This window comes from Marinobacter sp. SS13-12, assembly GCF_030227115.1.
Taxonomy (GTDB): Bacteria; Pseudomonadota; Gammaproteobacteria; order Pseudomonadales; family Oleiphilaceae; genus Marinobacter.
Map to the genome: position 1 here is coordinate 863,244 of NZ_JASSUA010000001.1, position 17,620 is coordinate 880,863.

A 17,620-nucleotide genomic window follows, 5' to 3' on the forward strand; every position below is an offset into this window, starting at 1 on the left:
AACCATTGGGAACTTATCAATGACTGAACTCAGAAGGATGGATGCTATGAGTTACAAATCCGGTTTTGCATGTGTAACCGTTCTGACCTCGGCCATGCTGGTGGCGCCGGTTGTCTGGGCACAGGACAATACCGACAGGGACAGTTCCGGTGTCTATGTCAGTGGTAGTTACGGTGGCTACAAGTCACATGGCGGCGAGTTCGATGATGAGAATGACCTGTTTGGCGTGGGGCTGGGTTACCAGTTCAACGAGTTCTTCGCCGTGGAGGCGGAATACATTGATTTTGGCAACTTCGGCGATGACGACGTCGATGGCAAGTTGAAGGGAACATCGCTCGGCTTGCGTGGACGGTTGCCGCTGACGGATACCTTTGGTGTCTACGCCAAGGCGGGTGCGTTTGCATCGTCGTTTGATGTCGATGCGTTCGATGAAAGTGAGACCTACGATGAGGTCAATCCGTTCGTGGGCGCCGGTGTTGATTTCCGGGTCACCGAGAAACTGACGGCATTCGCAGAATATAACCGCTACAACGTTGATATTGACGAGGACGATTTCAATGGTCAGGTCACTAACGATGGGCCGGACTTTGATACCGGCCGCGTTGGTATGCGTTTCCAGTTCTGATGTGCGAGCGTAATGGCCCGGGGCAATACGCCCCGGAGCCCGCTCATTACTGCACGTTTTCCAGCTCGCCGAATCGGTCTGTAAACAAGGCGGATGACAGGTAACGCTCTGCGGAGTCCGGCAGGACCACCACGATATTCTTGCCCTTGAATTCCGGCAGCTTGCCAATCCTTACCGCCGCGACAACCGCTGCACCGCAGGAAATTCCGCACAGAATACCTTCTTCCTGCATCAGCCGGTGCGCCATGTCCATCGCCTCCTGATTACTGACGGTTTCCACCCGGTCCACCAGATCCATGTCCAGGTTGCCCGGAATGAAGCCTGCGCCAATGCCTTGAATCTTGTGGGGTGCAGGCGTCAGGTCCTGACCGCCAAGGGACTGGGTGATGATGGGTGAGTCTTCCGGTTCCACAGCAACGGTGGTTATGGCTTTACCCCGGGTGTTGCGGATGTAGCGGACAACGCCGGTCAGGGTGCCGCCGGTACCAACACCGGATACAAAGATATCAACGGCGCCATCGGTGTCGTTCCAGATTTCCGGGCCGGTGGTGTCCTCGTGAATCCGGGGGTTTGCCGGATTCTCGAATTGCTGCGGCATAAAGTGCTGGTCCGGGTCTTCGGCAACAATTTCCTCGGCTTTGGCGATTGCACCCTTCATGCCCTTGGGTGGTTCCGTCAGCACCAGCTCTGCCCCCAAAGCCTTCAGTACCTTCCGCCGCTCCAGGCTCATTGAGGAAGGCATGGTCAGCAGCAGCTTATAGCCTCGCGCCGCTGCGACAAAGGCCAGGGCGATGCCGGTATTGCCACTGGTGGGTTCAACGATGGTCATGCCGGGCTTGAGGACACCGCGTTTTTCAGCATCCCAGATCATGGCGGCGCCAATCCGGCATTTTACCGAGTAGGCCGGGTTGCGACCTTCAATCTTGGCCCAGATGGTAGCGCCTTCGTTAACCCGGTTAAGCGCCACCAGCGGTGTGTTGCCGATCGACAGAGAGTTATCCTGGTAAATCTTGGCCATGGTGGTCTCCTTTTTGCGTCGTGAGTATCGCAAAGGATAGCATCACGTGGCCCGACCTGGATGCCAGTTAATCGCTGTCCTCGATAGTCAGGGCTTCCAGCCGGTTGCGGCCGTTCTGTTTGGCAATATAGAGCGCTTTGTCGGCCAGGCGAAGGAATTCCGCCGGCGAGGTATCCTTGCGGGGAGTACCAGTGGCCAGGCCAATGCTGACGGTAAAACAGATCTGTTGGTCGTTGCAGGTGGACGTCTGTTCGGCCAGGGCTTCGCGGAAACTCTCCAGGCGCGAAATCAGCTCGTCGCGGTCGCTGAAGCTGGTAAAAATCACGAATTCCTCACCGCCGAACCGGGTGAGGCGGTCGGTGTCGCGGCGGAAATGATCGCGCATGGTATCGGCCAGTGCCACAAGGCACTTGTCACCGGCGGCGTGGCCATAGGTATCGTTAATGGTCTTGAAATGATCAGCGTCCACCATGGCAACCGCAAACCCCGCCTGGTGTCGCTGGCACCAGTGAAAGCTTTTGCTGAATTCCTGGTCAAAATAGCTGCGGTTGCCAATCTGGGTCAGGTCGTCGGTGACACTGAGGTAAGCAAGGCGCTCATTGGCAGCAGCGAGTTCCCTGTTCAGCCGGTTGAGTTTGCGATTCCAGTAAAACAGCAGGCCCAGGATCACTATGGCAGCGATGACTAACTGGAAAACCAGGGTGTAATCCACCGTTTGCTCCAGCCTGATGCCGGCCCATTGCTGCTCGATGGCTTTGCGCTCCTCCGCTGTCAGGCTGGCGACCAGCTTTTGCATGATGCTGAGCAGTTCAGGTTCGTCATTTCGGGTGGCCACGGCAAGGGACCAGTCCGCGGGGACTCTCCCGAGAACTTTCAGGTCGGCCAGACCCAGTTCCTGCATGTTATGGCTGGCGGTGGACAGGGTGCCGACATAGCCCGCCAGCTCCCGCTCCTGAACCATGCGCAGCCCTTCTTTTTCGTTGCGGACTTGAACCAGGTTGAGATTCGGGTGTGTTGTTTTCAGCAGTTCCATGAAGGCGTAATCCTCCACGATACCGATCGGCCGGTCTCCCATATCGTTCAGTGTATTGATAAACGGCGCCTCCACCCGGCCCAACAGCACACTTGGAACCTGGATATAGGGTTCCGTGAAGCTCATGTACTCGAGCCGTTCCGGTGTCTCCATGGCCATGGAGAAAAGGTCGCATTCACGCTTCTTAGCTGCCTCGATGGCGTCAGCCCAGGTGTCCGCGGGAAGGGCAGTGAACTCAATGCCTGAGCGCTCAGAGAACAGGGCGAAGATGTCGGCTGACGTCCCGATGTGTTGGTTGTCGTCATTGAGCGCTTCCAGTGGCAGCCAGTCAGGATCAACGCAAAGCGTCAATTGCCGGTCGCGCGCTGCCAGCCAGGCATTTTCGGCATCGCTGAAGGTCAGGGGCCCTTCGGCAGGCGGTAAGCGGCGATTATCAGAAGCACCGAGCCAGCGGTTTTCAATGGTTCGCATTTCTGTCGGGCTGATGGCGGCCAGTGCTGCATCCATAATGGAAGCGAGCGGCTCAAGCGCAGGCCGAACACCAAAACGGAGATCTTCGCCGGAGGTGCCATCAAGCTCGATTTCCCCGGCGATGGTCACGCCGGCAATCCGTAATTCCCTGACCCAATAGTTGCCGTTGGGCAAGGCTGCCAGGGCGACATCCACGGATTTCTCGGCCAGTGCCCGGAACATGGCGCGCTGGGAGGTGAACGAAAAGACGTTGTCGCCCAGCTGCTCGCGGAAGACGCTTTCGTAGTAGATACCCGCGCCGATGGCCACCTTGAGCCCTTCCAGGTCGGCGGGGGTATTGAACGTGAGGCTTTCATCCAGGGTAAAGGCAACGTTAGGGATGATATGGTACGGACGGGTAAACCGTGTGCTCTTCAGTCGTTCAGCGGTTCTCGACATATTGGCCATGACGTCGATTTCACCCGCCAGGAACATCGGGTACAGCTCGGACCATTGCCCGACCACAGGCACAACATGCAGGCCGGTGAGATCGGATATCCGGTTCACCGTATCAATGCTCAGACCCTGCAGGGTTCCTGCATCCTGAAAACTGAAAGGAGCGTAGTCCGGCATGAAGCCAACCCTGACCGGGCCAATTTCACTGATATAGCGCTGGCGTGCATCGCTGAGACGGAATCCCTGTGACTCGGCAATGCCGGCGCCGCCGTATTCCTGCCAGCGCTCAAACAGTTCGGTAATGCGGGCTTCGGGAACGGCGTTCAGTCCGTCCCTGATTACCTCAAACAGCTCATCGTTCCCTTTCAGAACGCCAAGACGTAAGTCTTCCCGGGCCAGCTCCCCCAGGGGTGCGGGACCGGCGATGTCCAGGAACCTGAAGCCGGCCTGGTTGGCGTAGTATTCCAGCGTCAGTTCCGGCCCGATGATACCGTCCACCCAGCCGAAGGCGAGGGCCCGTACCAGTCTGGGAATGGAATCGTAGGTGTAGAGCTCAATGCCGGCTTCGGTGAGAGCGTCACGGTAATAGATGTCCCCGACAACCCCGATGCGGGCAGTGGCGAGTGCTTTCAGGGAACTGACATCCGTCAGCGGGTTCGCCGGATCATGCATCACGTAGGTCTGGCGAATGTGGTAGGGCTCGGTGAACTGAACCGTTTTGGCCCGCTCTTCGCGGTAGGAGATGCCTTCGATTATATCAATGTCACCGCGCAGGAAGGCCCCGTAGATTTCCGGCCAGGTGCCAGCGCGAAATTCCAGGGTCAGGCCGGCGTTGTGGGCCACCTCCCGGAGAACGTCGATGGAGAAACCGGAGGGGCTGCGCCCCTCCATATTGGAGTAGGGCTTGTTGTCGGAAACGATGCCTACGAATACGTTCTGACTGGCGGCTGACCAGGCGGGAAACGACAGGAAAGTGAGCACCAGTAAAGCATAAACGGCATAGAACAAAGTGTTCAGAGACGGCCTTTGCCAGGCGATTCCAGCGCTCATTGAGTGGTTCACACGTCTGTGTTGGCTGAGTCCAGAGTGTAGTTGTCCGTGGCTGTTTTTCCCAACGAAAAGTTGGTTTCCTGCCTGCGATCCGCGACCCGCGGTGATAGGATAAGGCCTCGTCAGTAGTGTGCAGGGAATATCATGGGCCTTTTGTTTGAACAGATCGACAGTCAGCCATCAGCACTGGGGGACATCACCCTCCGTCGGCGCCGTATTCCCGCGCTGGGTAACCGCGATATCTACGAGGTGAAACTGGGTGATGAATTCCTCATGTCCAGCATGTTTGTGGATGCGGAAGTGGCACTGGCGGACCTGGGCCTGAACGCAGTGGAGGGCGACGCGCTCCGGGTAGTGGTTGGCGGCCTCGGACTGGGGTACACCGCGGAAGCGGCTCTGAAGTATGAGCGGGTGAGCGAACTGCTCGTTGTGGATGCCCTGGATACGGTGATCCACTGGCACCAGCAGGAGAAAGTGCCTTTGGGCAAGGTGTTGAATGAGGACCCGCGTTGTCGCTATGTGCTGGGCAGTTTCTTTGACCTGGCAGTGTCCGGCGCCGGTTTTGACCCCGAGGCGCCAGGCAAGGTCTTCGACGCCATTCTGCTGGACATCGACCATTCCCCCAGGGCTCTGCTGAACGATTCCAACGCCAGTTTCTACAGCGCAGAAGGCCTGGGCCGGATGGCGACGCACCTGCGGCCCGGCGGCGTCTTTGCCATGTGGTCCAACGAGCCGCCCGATGAGGCCTTCATGAAGGTCCTGAGTACGCTGTTTACCGATGTGGACGCGAAGGTGGTGTCTTTCTACAACCCGTTCCAGAACCGGGAGTCGTCCAACACCGTGTTCCTGGCCAGAAAGCCGATCAGTTAACCGGGCGACCGGTGTAGCTTGAGAAATCCGGCTTTTTCGGCTGGTGCTGGTCATCGGTCATATAGGCGGACGTCAATATGAACTCGGCGGTGGCACGATTGCAGGCCACGGGAATATTCCACAGCGCCGCGATGCGCAGCAGGGCCTTGATATCCGGGTCATGGGGCTGGGGTTCCAGCGGGTCCCAGAAGAACACCAGCAGGTCGATTTCCCCTTCCGCGATCTTGGCGCCTATCTGCTGGTCGCCTCCCAGCGGGCCGCTGAGCAGGCACACAATATCGTCCCTCCCCAGGTCCTCTTTCAGCAGCCGGCCTGTGGTGCCGGAGGCATAAAGACGAAGGGCGGCGAAGCGAGTGCGGTTTTCGGATACCCAGTCCACCAGTTCTCTCTTCTTGTTGTCGTGGGCGACGAGGGCGACGGATTTGACGGCCATTTGCGGTAAGGTCTCCTGTTGGGGGTAGTGTCCGGTATCGGACTCCAGTGTTTCATATTCACGATAGACGCGGAACAGGAAATAAGTGTTATGGCGACAGATCAATCCATTGACTGGGCAGAGACGCCCGCCGCCGTTTGGCGCCGCCATCGCCAGGGGTTGCGGGCCATCCGGCGGCTGGATCCGGTGGGTTGGAGCGAGCTGACCGGCATCGGCCGACAACAGGAAGCACTGGCCCGTAATACCGAACGCTTCCTCGCGGGCGAGCCCTCCAACAACGCCCTGCTCTGGGGCGCCCGGGGTACCGGCAAGTCATCGCTGATCAAGGCGCTGCTGAACCGCTACCAGGGCCAGGGGCTGCGCATGATCGAGGTGGACAAGGACGACCTGGTGAACCTGCCGGAAATTGTCGACGACATTGCCGAGTTGTCGTGGCGATTCGTGATTTTCTGCGACGATCTGTCCTTCGAGGTGGGTGAGTCCGGCTACAAGGCCCTGAAAAGTGTGCTGGAAGGCTCGCTGGAATTACCGCCAGAGAACGTGCGGGTGTATGCCACTTCCAACCGCCGCCACCTGATGCCTGAATTCATGGACGATAACGTCAAGAGTGAGATGCGTGGCGGCGAACTGCACCCGGCCGAAGCCATTGAAGAGCAGGTGTCCCTGGCGGACCGGTTTGGCCTGCAACTGTCGTTCTACGGGTTCCCCCAGGACGTGTACCTGCAGGCGATTGATGCGCTGTTTCCCCAGGTGGGCGACAGGGAATCCCTGCACCGGGAGGCCATCCGTTTCGCCACCAGCCGGGGTGCCCGCAATGGCCGCACCGCGCAACAATTCTACCGGCAGTTTGCAGGGGACACCGACGGCTTCGGTCGTTAGCGGTCTGTCTGCTACTGTCGTCGGGCGAGCTTTATAAAGCGGTGATGCAACAGCCGGATGCCGAAGAACACCAGGGCCATCACTACCGGTATGGCAATGCCAAGCACCAGCGATTTATTGAAATCCAGACCCGCATCGTGGGCGGAGTCCAGTGCCAGTTTCAGTAGCCCGATCAGGTAATAGCTGATGGCCACCACGGACAGCCCCTCCACGGTATGCTGCATCATCAGCTGGATTTTGGAGCGCCGGTCCATGGAACTTAACAGCTGTTGGTTCTGGCTCTGGATAGCGAGTTCAACCCGTGTACGTACCATATCCGATGCCCGGTCCACCCGGCGGGACAGGTCTTCCAGTCGGTCCCTGACCGATTCGCAGGTTTCCACGGCGGGCGTCAGCCGACGGGTCATGAACTCGGTGATGGTGAGGTGCCCGGACAGTTCGTCTTCCCGCAATTCTTCCAGTCGTGTCAGCACCAGTTGGTGATAGGCGCGGGTGGCGGAAAAGCGAAAGGTGAAGTGGGCGCGGAAGGCCTCGATCCGCGCTGCGATATTGGTCAGGTCCGCCAGTACCTCGCGCTCGTCAATGTCCCGGTTATCAGCCAGGGACTGGGTAATAACCGCCAGTTGCTGGTCCATGTCGTTCAGTGAGGGTGTGGTTTCCCGGGCCAGCGGCAGTGCCAGCAAGGACATCAGACGATAGGTCTCTATTTCCATCAGGCGCTGGGTCAGACGGCCCAGCTGGCTGTCTGACATGTCACGGTTGAGCACCATGAAGCGGCCGAAGCCATCGCTGTGGAGCCTGAAGGTTCCCCATACCCGGGCCTTGCCCTCCCAGGGGCTGCTGCCCACCAGCCGCTCACCCTCGAACCAGTGGCGGATTTGTGCCAGATCGGTTTCCGTGCCTTCGCCCGCTTGCTGCAAGTCGATATGAAAGGCCGCCACCACGGTGCCGGTGAGTTTTTCAAGCCAGCCTTTGGGCAATGGCGAGATGCCGGTGTCATGGAAGGGCTGGTGATCGTTACCGGCACCCAGGTTGATAAAGGTGTAGGACGCGAACTCCATATGCATTTCACGCCGGATACGCAGGGAGCCAAAGGTAGCCTCGTAGCAGCTCACATCTTCCACCGGCTCGGGCACCCCCAGCATGATATGAAGGTCCTGCCAGTGCCGGAACTGGGCTGCCCGCTGTGCTGGCGTGGTAAGCAGGGCAATATGGGTGACCTGCGCCGGGCAGGGCAGAACGTGGAACGGCCGGGAGTGGAGTTCGTTGTAGAGCTCTGCTCTCAGGGGATGCAGATCAAGCTGGTCAAGCGGGAGGTTCAAGGTTCATTCCTCTGACGGCGATAGGGCCGACGATTGCTGTACTGTCAGGGTAAAGGGTTGTGGGGTATCCCGAAAGGCGACTTGTGGCTTACGACTCTCGTCGGAGCTCAAGGGGCCGATGGCAATACTACTGTAAAACGCACACCACCCTCTTCGTTGACAGCCTGTACCTGGCCATTGTGATGCTCGGCGATCAAACGCACGATCAGCAGGCCCTGGCCCAGGTGACCTTCCTGTTTACCGGTTCTCACGGAAACAAAGGGGCTGAAAATATCACTGGTGAGGTTCTCCGGTAATGATGAGCCTTCATTGAACACGCTCAGTTCCAGTTGCCCCTGACTGCGACGAAGACGTACTTCAATCCGGCCCTGTGCCGGCGTGAAATCCCGGGCATTGTCCACCAGCTTGTCCAGAAGCTGCACCAGCAATTCCGGTGAACCATGGCAAGAATACCCGCTGGCGGGGCCGGAATAGTAGATGCGGTGGTCGGCGTCCAGTTCTTGGTAGGCGAGGGTGGTCTGGGCGGCTACGTCGGCAAGGTCAAAGCTTTCCTTCTCCGCGTGATCGAGGCTTTGCTCCAGTCGCGCAGCCTCGCTCATGCCATGCAGTATCTGGCTCAGGCGGTCGGTAGCTGAGCGGGCACGGTCAATGTAGCTGGCCTGGTCGGCCGGGTCTGTGGTGTGGCTCAGGTTCTCCAGGGAGGAGCGCACCACCGCCACTGGCGTTTTCAATTCGTGGGACAGCCGCCGGGAAAAGCTTTCCAGGTAGTCCGTGTAGCCCTGAAGGCGATCCACCATATGGCTGAACTGTCGTGACAGGTCACCCAGTTCGTCCTTTGCCCTGGCAGGAGGCAGGGCGCCCAGAATACGGCCATCGTCATCAATGCTGGCACTCACGGCCCGTTGCAGACGGGTGATGCGCCAGGACAGCCAACTGGCGTAGCCCAGTAACACCAGCATCAGCCCGATGATCAGTAGCACGCTACGGGCAATCACCGAGCCAAGGGTACTGCCAGACAGAGCCAGCAACTGGTCCAGGGATTCTTCAAGCACCAGCACGCGGCCATCGGGAAGGGGCTGCTTCACCAGCATGTGGGTGTCGCCGTCGCGATGACGCACCAGGCCTCGGGCGGGCAAGTCCCCGGCCTTCAGGCGATGGGTCTGGTCGTCCAGTGGTACTGGTTCGGGCTGGTAGAAACGCACCAGCGCGCGCAGGCCGTTCAGGCTGATGCGCTCGAGAATCTGCAGCGGGCTCAGGCTGTCAAATTCCGGCTCGTCGGCTTCCGATTTCCTGGTCTGGCGTGCAATCACCCAGCCATCGGGCTCCAGAACCCAGGCATCCTGGCCCGGAGCGATCATGGCCCCCAGTCGGTTTTCCAGTTGTGGCAGCCGGGTAACGAGCTTTGCTGAGGCGGGGCCGGCAACGTCCTGTTCTCCCGGCCATGTCACCTGAAAGCCAAAACGGTCCTCTGGCGCCGGCAGTGGGATTCTCAGTTCAGCCTGGTAACCGTTGCTGACGGCCTGCCAGTATCCGCTGATGCGGTAGTCTGTCGAGTCTTCGCGAGCGGGATCAGTGGCGTTGATGGCGCCGGGTGCCTGGGTGCGAATTAGGCGCTGGCTGGTCTGGTTGCCGTCAATGAAATGAAGCTGGATCCGGTCATGGGGCTGGTCCGGATTGCCGGGATTGAAAAAGGCTGCTGTCCGGCCACTGATCTGGATAAGAAGATAAAGGTGATTGCGATTGACGGCCGCCTGCCAGGATACTTCCGCGTCATTGCTGTCACTGACTTGCCGGGTGCTTTGCCATTGCTGGCGGGATTCTTCCTCATCGTAGCCCGGCCAGTCATCGCCGTAACCGTCCAGGTTGGGTGCGCGGGCGAGGAGATCGGCATATATTACCGGTGCTCCGGCTTCAATGGCCGGGCTCTCCTCCAGTTGCTCCGCCGCCAAGCCGGCAACGCGCTCAGCCTGGCCCTGAAGCTGCCTGGCGGCTTGGTCCCGCAGTGCCTGATCCAGTTCCAGTACGAACTGCAGGCCGGCCCAGGGGATCAGCAACATCAGCAGGCTGGCAATGAAAAGTTGGCGCTTGAGGGTCAAAGCTCAGGCCTCATGGGCATTCCAGCGGTACCCCATGCCATAGGCAGTATGAATGCCGTCGAAAGCCTCATCAATCTGCAGGAACTTGCGGCGTATCCGCTTGATGTGAGAGGTCACCGTGTTGTCGTCGAGGACCGTACTGGCGGCTTCCATCAGCTGGTCACGGCTGCGCACATGGCCCGGGTGCTGAACCAGCGAATGCAGCATCCAGAACTCGGTTACCGTCAGGTCGATGGGCTGGGCGTTCCATTCCGCCGTCATTCGGTCCACATTCAGTGCCAGCCGGCCCCGGTGCACCACTTCGTCCGGCTGCTTCAGGGCCTCGGCCCAGGCGTCTGCCCGCCGCAGCAGGGCGGTGACGCGGGCCAGCAGGTGGTCCATGCTCATGTCCTTGGTGACGTAGTCGTCTGCGCCCAACCGCAGGCCGTGTACTGAATCGATGTCGCTGTCTCGGGCGGTGAGGAAAATGATCGGCAGGGTTTTCGACAGGCTTCGCAGATCCTGGCATAGGGTAAAACCGCCCTCGGGCTCGTCGCCCAGGCCGACATCGATGATGGCCAGGTCCGGCAGGGCGGTGCGAAGCACCTGGAAGGCGCTGGTGCGGTCACCATAGGCGGACACCCGGTAACCCCGGCGCTCAAAAGCATCACGGTAGTTTTCCCGGATAGCGGGCTCATCTTCGATCAGCACGATGTGTCGCTTCATAAACTGCAGCCATCTACCTGTTAATACGGGGTCCTATTTAACCATGGCCTGAGGCCAGAACAAGGTAAAGCGGTCGGTTTGCCATAATTCATCATTTTTTCAATGCCGGATCGCCAGATTGTGACACCGGATCGCCGTTTCCAGGGGCTCAAATAGACACCAGTTGCCAACAGGCGTGTGTTTACCCTATTTGAGACAAGGAAGCGGAACAATGCTGCTCACCCATGTACTGCCATCTTCACCCGCAATCATGAAGCCCGGGCGTCGGACCCCGGGGTTTACAGCAAGCAGGGTATCCCCACGCCTACGGCGATGGCTGGAAGGGATTTCCCTTTGGCTGGCCGTGTTGCTGTTCCTGTTTGTGCAACCGTTGTACGCCGAGGCTTCCGAAACCCGCCCTGAGGGCACCGGAGAGTTCCATTTTATCGATAATGCCGGGCAACACCAGGCGTCTGCGACGCTGCTTGATACCGATTACAGGGTCACTGTCAGCGGCCTGATTGCCGATACCCGGCTGCGCCAGAGTTTTCGCAACACCAGCCAGCAGTGGCGCGAAGGCGTGTTTGTGTTTCCGCTGCCGGAGAACGCCAGTGTTTATGGCATGACCCTGACCGCCGGTGAGCGGGTGATTGTGGGCGAAGTCCATGAGAAGGAGGAAACAAAGCGCCAGTACACCAAGGCGAAGAAGGAAGGTCGCAAGGTGGCCCGAGTGGATCAGCAACGGCCCAATCTGTTTACCACCCGCATGGCGAATATCCCGCCCGGTGAAACTATCGTCGTTGAGATTAGCTACCAGCAGGCGGTGCGCTACCAGTCCGGTGAGTTCGAGCTGCGCCTGCCTACCACCCTGACACCGCGCTATATGCCTGGTCAGGCGGTGGACAACCGGCCGGCCCGGTGGACCGGAGGCTGGGCGATGCCCACCACCGAAGTCTCGGATGCAGACCAGATCAGCCCGTTCACGGTGCTGCCGGGGGATGTGGGGCCTGACAGCCACCGGGCAACCATTACTCTGACTATCAACGCAGGCTTGCCGGTCAGCCGGGTATCCAGCCCGAGCCACCGTATTACGAGCACCTGGAATGGCAATGCCGTTGAGGTGGCCCCGGAATCCGATGCCGTGCTGATGGACCGCGATCTGGTGGTGCGATGGGCCCCGGCCCGTGGCATGGAACCCGCCGCGGCTGTCTTCCATGAGCAGTGGCAGGGTGAGGATTATCTGCTGGCGCTGGTGGTGCCGGGGCTGAACCGTGACCAACAACTGCCACGGGAGCTGGTGTTCGTCATCGACACGTCCGGTTCCATGGCCGGCGAATCCATCCGCCAGGCCCGTCAGGCCTTGTTGCGTGGGCTGGAGACTGTTGGCCCGGAAGACCGTTTCAACGTCATCCAGTTCAACAGCCAGACCCACGCCCTGTTTATGGAATCGGTGCCGGCCAGTGCCAACAACATCGCCCGGGCCCGTCGCTATGTGCAGGACCTTAACGCGAATGGTGGCACCGAAATGGCTTCTGCGCTGGATGCAGCCCTGGACGACAGGCACAGCGGCGATGAGGAGTCACCCGCAAGGGTTCGGCAGGTTGTGTTCATTACCGACGGATCCGTCGGTAATGAAGCTGCCCTGTTCGGAAGAATCCGCAGCCAGTTGGGTCGCAGTCGCTTGTTTACCGTAGGCATAGGATCGGCCCCGAACATGCATTTTATGCGGGAAGCGGCGCGCTACGGCCGTGGCACCTATACCGCCATCAGCGATCTCTCTGACGTGGAGCGGCCGCTGGATGAACTGTTCGGCAAGATGGAATCGCCGGTGCTGACAGACATCACGGTCAACTGGCCCGGTCAGACATCCACAACCGAGGCCTTCCCGGACCGCATTGGCGACCTGTTCCGTGGCGAACCGATGGTGCAGGTGGTGCGCGGGCTGCCGGATGAAGGCGAGCTTGACGTCTCCGGGCGGCTGCCGGATGGCAGCCAGTGGCAGCAGTCACTGCGTCTGGATCAGGCTGCTCCGGGTAAGGGCCTGCATCGCCACTGGGCAACACAGAAGATTAATGGCCTGATGGACAGCGGGCTTACGGGCCAGATCGATGACGATGCGCGTGGGGAAGTGACCGATCTGGGGCTGAAGCACCAGCTGATGACCAAATACACCAGTTTCCTTGCGCAGGAAAAAACGCCGTCCAGGCCGGCGGAGGAGACCCTGACCACTGACAGTGTACCCACACTGCTGCCTGCCGGAGCCCAGGGCACCATGTTGCGGTATCCCCAGACCGCCACCCTGTCCCCGCTTCTGATTGCCATCGGCCTGGTGGGGCTGATGTTCTCGGCCGCCATAACCCTGCTGCAGCGGAGGGTGTTCGCATGAACCGTCTGATTCTTTTGCTGGCAACAACGTTTGCAACCGTCCTTGCGGTGGGGTTGTGGATTCCCTTCAAGGCCCTTGCCGCCCAGGAACTGCTGGAACTGGCCTGGGCCGAAAGCCAGGCCCGGCAGCAGGAAACCCGCCCCTGGCCCTGGGCGGATACCTGGCCGGTGGCCCGCCTGACGTTGCCGGAAACCGGCCAGTCACTGATCGTGCTGGACGGCGCTCACGGCGAAAGCCTGGCCTTCGGGCCGGGGCAGGTGCTGGGCAATGATGACCGGGCGGGGCCGGTGGTGATTGCCGGTCACAGGGACACCCATTTCCGCGGGCTGCAGCATCTGGAAACCGGTAGCCGGGTTCAGTTGCAGAGTCGGGATGGAGACTGGCGCACCTTCCGGGTCGATCGCATCCGGGTTGTTGATAGCCGCCATGAGCAGATCAATACCGCACAGTTGCCACGGGATTCGCTGTTGCTGGTGACCTGTTACCCCTTCAATGGCCTGGAGAACAATGGTCCGCTACGCTATGTGGTGGAGGCAACGGCCGAGTCCCTGATGACCGCAGATGAGGCCAATAATGTGCTTTCCGTGGAGGCTGTTGCCGGAACCTGATTTTGGCGTACACTTGTGCGCCAAAAAACTGCGTCAGGGTTTTGTATTCGATGGGATTGATCAGAAAATTTCTGGCCTGGCTGACGGTGCCGGTCATTTGTTTGCTTGCGCTGGTGGTGTATGTAGCCAGGCCCTTTAATCCGGACAATAACCGGTTGCTGGGATGGGCCGTCGCCCGGGTTGGCCGCTTCTTTCTTGGCATGGAGCGCCCGCTGGAAGGCGCTGATCACATGCCGCAGGACCGGCCTGTCGTGGTTATCGCCAACCACCAGCATAACGACGACCTGTTCGTGATGGGCGACCTGTTGCCACCCCGCACGGTCACGGTTGGCAAGGCCTCACTGATCTGGGTTCCGTTTTTTGGTCAGGTGTTCTGGCTGGGCGGCAATGTCATTCTGAACCGTGGCCGGTCCCATAAAGCCATTGCGGTAATGCAGGCCACCAGCGAAGCCATCCGTCGTGACCGCAAGAGCCTCTGGGTGTTTCCCGAGGGTACCCGCAGCCGTGGCCGCGGCCTGCAGAGCTTCAAGAAAGGCGCCTTTCATGCAGCTGTTGCTGCGGGTGCGCCGATTACCATGGTCTGTGCCAGCCAGTACCATGATCGCACCCTGGGCTGGTCCGGTCGCCGGGAGCCGGTTGCGATCCGGATTCTCCCGCCGGTGGAAACGGCGGGGCTCACCGTCGAGGATATTCCGCAGTTGATGGCTCAATGTCATCAGCAAATGGAAACTGCCATTGCGTCCCTTGCTCCGGGTTAACGGAAGTGCTTGAAGCGGCTGGCAAAACAGGGCAGTCTTTCGGGGACTGTTCCGCTGCGGGGAGATGCATGCAATGAATCTGATTCTTTTTCTGATTATTGGTGGTGTGGCCGGCTGGCTTGCGGGCCTGATCATGAAGGGCCGTGGCTTTGGCGTGCTGGCGAACATCGGTATCGGTATCGTCGGCTCTGTTCTGGGCGGCTTTGTTTTCCGGCTGCTGGGACTCGCCGCTCAGGGTGCTGTGGGTGAGCTGGTCACCGCCACCGTGGGCGCCGTGTTGTTACTGGCGGTGGTCAGCGCCATCAAGAAGGCCTAACGATGATCGTACCTGTTTCCGCAGTTTTCGCCGCCGTTCTCGGCCTGTTGTTGCTGGTGTTGTCGGGAATGGTGTCCCGCTTTCGCCTGAAGTACCAGAAAAGCCTGGGGGTGACTGACGACCGGGACTTCGAGGCAGCCGTCCGCGCCCAGGCCAACCTGGTGGAGTACGCGCCCCTGGGCCTGGTGATGCTGGCCATTGCCGAATTGAACGGGGTTCCCAGTGGCATGGTGTACTGGACGGGGATGGCTTTCGTTGTGGGGCGGGTGCTCCATGCTTTTGGCATGATCAATGGCCGGGGTGGCCCTCACATTGCCAGAATGACGGGCATTCTTCTGACCTGGGCCGGCATCCTTGCCATCGCCCTACTGCTGCTCTGGAACGTGTTCCAGGTATACGGCTGAGATCCTTACAGCGCCTGGGCCATGTCCATGGTGAGGTATTCCAGTTCCAGACGGCGGTTGGCGGCATGGTCTTCCGGGCGCGCCAGCGGGCGCTCACTACCCCAGCCACTTACCAAAATCTGGCTTTCCCTGACCCCTTCCCGGATCAGCATTTTGGCGGCACTGCTGGCCCGCAGGCGGGACAGGAATTCGTTGTATTCACCAACACCGAAATTGTCGGCATGGCCATGGATGCGTACGGTCACCCCCGGGTTGTGCCTCAGGTAGTCGGCGTGCTGGCGCAGAATGGCGAGGTCCTGCTCATCCAGGCGATGCTTGTTGAATCCGTAATGAAAACGCATGCGATGTGGCTTCCGCGGGGCGCCGTCCGGAGCCAGTGCAGGCATCGCCAGGCCGGATTCGATGGCCGCTCTGGCAAGCAGTTCCGGGTTGTCCAGTATGAGTACAGTCATGGCAGTTTCCTTGTTTGCACGTCCGTTTTTTTTGTTGTCCCGGTAACTATTGGCTGTGGCCGGGACAACGGCAATTGGCGATTGGTCGAAACCCCTGAGAAATGCTCCTTTTGAGCATTCTGCGATTCGCCCCATTTGCGGCTGCCCTGATTGAATGTCATTTGTATGACCTTCGTGTGACAACCGCAGAGTAGCCTGTATTGAGGCGCCACGCACAGTTTGTTTTGCCCGAGGTACCGCAAATCGCTTCAGGGTTCATTACAGCGCGAAAAACTGGCCATGCTGTGGTAAAAAGCACATCTCCCGGGACAAATTATGATGAATTGTGATCGCCCATGCTGATTATCCCCGCAGAAAACTCCGTTAACTGGAAGCGCCCGCCCTGGGTGACCCTGGGTTTGATGCTGGCCTGTGTGTTGGTATTCACGTTTTACCAGGGCGGCGACAGCCGTTTGACCGAGCAGGCGATCAAGGAGTATCTGGAGTCGGATCTGCAGGCGCTCGAGGCACCGTTGTACGAAGACTATCTGCAGCGCCAGATTCGCTTCGAGGGGGATGAGGAGCGGGTTTACGAGCTCCAGAATTTCCAGCAGCTGCGCCAGGAGGGTGGTGATCTGTGGGTGGCCTACAGCCTGCTGTCGGATCGTGAATTCTACCAGTACATGCTGGAAAACCGGGATGTGCTGCTGGCGCCCGCGGAACGTCGGCGCTGGGTGGAGCAGCGGGGCGAGATCCAGACCCGGCTGATGGACAGCCTCAGCGCCAACCAACTGGGCCTGGTGCCAGCGGAGTTTTCGCTCTACACCCTGATTACCTACCAGTTTCTCCACGGTGGTTGGGGACACATCATTGGCAACCTGGTGTTCCTGTTCCTGCTGGGTTTTACCGTTGAGAAGGCCCTGGGGCCCGGTCGATTCCTGTTGGCTTACCTGCTTTGCGGGGCAATTTCCGGCGTGGTGTTTACCGCATTCTCCATGGGTAGCCATATTCCCCTGGTGGGCGCATCCGGCTCGATATCAGGGCTGATGGGTATGTACGTGGCCATTTACGGGCTGCAGAAAATCCGCTTCTTCTATTTCGTGGGCGTGTATTTCAATTATTTCCGGGCGCCGGCACTTGCGATCCTGCCGGTGTGGCTGGGTAAGGAAATCTACGATTACTGGTTCGCCGGTGCCACCGGCATTGCTTACATGGCCCACGCCGGCGGACTGGTGGCAGGCGCTGGCATGGTGTGGTTGTTGGGCAAGAGCTGGCTGCAGGTAAAGGAAGAGTTCTTCGAGCCGGAAGAGGATGAGCAGGACGAGCGCTTTACCACCGGCTACAGCCAGGCCATGGCCAGCCTGGGGCGACTGGAGTTTGACCTGGCCCGGCGCCAGTTTGAGGCGCTGCGGGAACATTACCCTGATCGCACCGTTCTGCTGGAGCATCTGTACCAGCTGGCGAAACTGCGCCCGGATCTGCCGGAATACCGGGAGCGGGCACGGGAATTGATGAATGAGTCCCTCAGCCGTCGTCAGCCGGAACAGATGATTGAAATATGGCAGGAATACCTGGGTAAAGGCGAGGGTCATCAGCCGCTGAGTGCCGAAGACCACAACCGGGTTTTGTTCACCAGCCTGAAACAACACGATCTCAAAGCTGCAGAAAAGGCCTTCGAGAGACTCAAGAGCACCGGTGATGAGCTTCTGACGGCGGAGGCCTGTCGATTGCTGGTAGAAGAGTTCGAAAAGCTCCAGATGACGCCAAAGGCTCGCCACTACCGGCAGTTGCTATAACAAGG

Annotated in this window: 16 protein-coding genes; 9 read left to right on the plus strand and 7 right to left on the minus strand. The window is 59.6% G+C overall.

Going from position 1 to position 17,620, the window contains the following annotated elements; translation table 11 throughout:
- Positions 1-46 precede the first annotated feature (46 nt).
- Positions 47-625 (plus strand): outer membrane protein, encoded by a 579-nt coding sequence (locus QPL94_RS03950; protein WP_285355665.1) that lies wholly within the window; start codon positions 47-49, stop codon positions 623-625.
- Between the two features lie 46 nt (positions 626-671).
- Here the strand turns inward: QPL94_RS03950 and cysK are convergent, their stop codons facing one another.
- Together cysK and QPL94_RS03960 are read right to left on the minus strand one after the other, a co-directional pair.
- Entirely contained in the window at positions 672-1,643 is a 972-nt protein-coding gene (gene cysK / locus QPL94_RS03955; protein ID WP_285355666.1) for a cysteine synthase A, read from the minus strand.
- 67 nt (positions 1,644-1,710) lie between these two features.
- Complete coding sequence (locus QPL94_RS03960; protein ID WP_285355667.1) at positions 1,711-4,632, minus strand: transporter substrate-binding domain-containing diguanylate cyclase; 2,922 nt, start codon at positions 4,630-4,632, stop codon at positions 1,711-1,713.
- 144 nt (positions 4,633-4,776) lie between these two features.
- Between QPL94_RS03960 and QPL94_RS03965 the strand changes: the two genes are divergently transcribed.
- Entirely contained in the window at positions 4,777-5,502 is a 726-nt protein-coding gene (locus tag QPL94_RS03965; RefSeq protein WP_285355669.1) for a polyamine aminopropyltransferase, read from the plus strand.
- On the opposite strand, the gene QPL94_RS03970 is transcribed toward QPL94_RS03965, so the two are convergent.
- Entirely contained in the window at positions 5,495-5,935 is a 441-nt protein-coding gene (locus QPL94_RS03970; protein ID WP_285355670.1) for a methylglyoxal synthase, read from the minus strand. The two genes, QPL94_RS03965 and QPL94_RS03970, sit on opposite strands and share 8 nt — an antisense overlap.
- 90 nt (positions 5,936-6,025) lie before the next feature.
- Here QPL94_RS03970 and QPL94_RS03975 point away from each other — a divergent pair, with 90 nt between their 5' ends.
- A complete protein-coding gene (locus tag QPL94_RS03975; protein WP_285355671.1) occupies positions 6,026-6,814 on the plus strand; it encodes an ATP-binding protein in 789 nt (262 codons plus the stop codon).
- Between the two features lie 11 nt (positions 6,815-6,825).
- Here QPL94_RS03975 and QPL94_RS03980 read toward each other — a convergent pair whose 3' ends face one another.
- The 3 genes from QPL94_RS03980 to pdsR form a co-directional block, all read right to left on the minus strand.
- Entirely contained in the window at positions 6,826-8,136 is a 1,311-nt protein-coding gene (locus QPL94_RS03980) for a DUF3422 family protein (protein ID WP_285355672.1), read from the minus strand.
- A gap of 107 nt (positions 8,137-8,243) precedes the next feature.
- Positions 8,244-10,232, minus strand: a complete 1,989-nt coding sequence (locus QPL94_RS03985) for an ATP-binding protein (RefSeq protein WP_285355673.1) — start codon at positions 10,230-10,232, stop codon at positions 8,244-8,246.
- Between the two features lie 3 nt (positions 10,233-10,235).
- A complete protein-coding gene (gene pdsR, locus QPL94_RS03990; protein ID WP_137436286.1) occupies positions 10,236-10,937 on the minus strand; it encodes a proteobacterial dedicated sortase system response regulator in 702 nt (233 codons plus the stop codon).
- Positions 10,938-11,148: 211 nt separating this feature from the next.
- Here pdsR and QPL94_RS03995 point away from each other — a divergent pair, with 211 nt between their 5' ends.
- From QPL94_RS03995 to QPL94_RS04015, 5 genes are all read left to right on the plus strand, one after another.
- Positions 11,149-13,302, plus strand: a complete 2,154-nt coding sequence (locus tag QPL94_RS03995) for a marine proteobacterial sortase target protein (RefSeq protein ID WP_285355674.1) — start codon at positions 11,149-11,151, stop codon at positions 13,300-13,302.
- Entirely contained in the window at positions 13,299-13,910 is a 612-nt protein-coding gene (locus tag QPL94_RS04000; protein ID WP_285355675.1) for a class GN sortase, read from the plus strand. The genes QPL94_RS03995 and QPL94_RS04000 overlap by 4 nt, the downstream gene beginning before the upstream one ends.
- A gap of 50 nt (positions 13,911-13,960) precedes the next feature.
- On the plus strand, positions 13,961-14,668 hold the full coding sequence (locus tag QPL94_RS04005; protein ID WP_285355676.1) for a lysophospholipid acyltransferase family protein: 708 nt from the start codon (positions 13,961-13,963) through the stop codon (positions 14,666-14,668).
- A 73-nt stretch (positions 14,669-14,741) separates the two neighbouring features.
- Positions 14,742-14,984, plus strand: coding sequence for a GlsB/YeaQ/YmgE family stress response membrane protein (locus QPL94_RS04010; protein ID WP_135804062.1), 243 nt, complete (start codon positions 14,742-14,744; stop codon positions 14,982-14,984).
- A 2-nt stretch (positions 14,985-14,986) separates the two neighbouring features.
- On the plus strand, positions 14,987-15,388 hold the full coding sequence (locus QPL94_RS04015; protein ID WP_285355679.1) for an MAPEG family protein: 402 nt from the start codon (positions 14,987-14,989) through the stop codon (positions 15,386-15,388).
- A gap of 5 nt (positions 15,389-15,393) precedes the next feature.
- Here QPL94_RS04015 and QPL94_RS04020 read toward each other — a convergent pair whose 3' ends face one another.
- Entirely contained in the window at positions 15,394-15,840 is a 447-nt protein-coding gene (locus tag QPL94_RS04020; RefSeq protein ID WP_285355680.1) for an OmpA family protein, read from the minus strand.
- Between the two features lie 335 nt (positions 15,841-16,175).
- Here QPL94_RS04020 and QPL94_RS04025 point away from each other — a divergent pair, with 335 nt between their 5' ends.
- Positions 16,176-17,615: a rhomboid family intramembrane serine protease gene (locus tag QPL94_RS04025; RefSeq protein WP_285355681.1), complete on the plus strand. Its 1,440-nt coding sequence runs from the start codon at positions 16,176-16,178 to the stop codon at positions 17,613-17,615.
- The last annotated feature ends 5 nt before the right edge of the window (positions 17,616-17,620 follow it).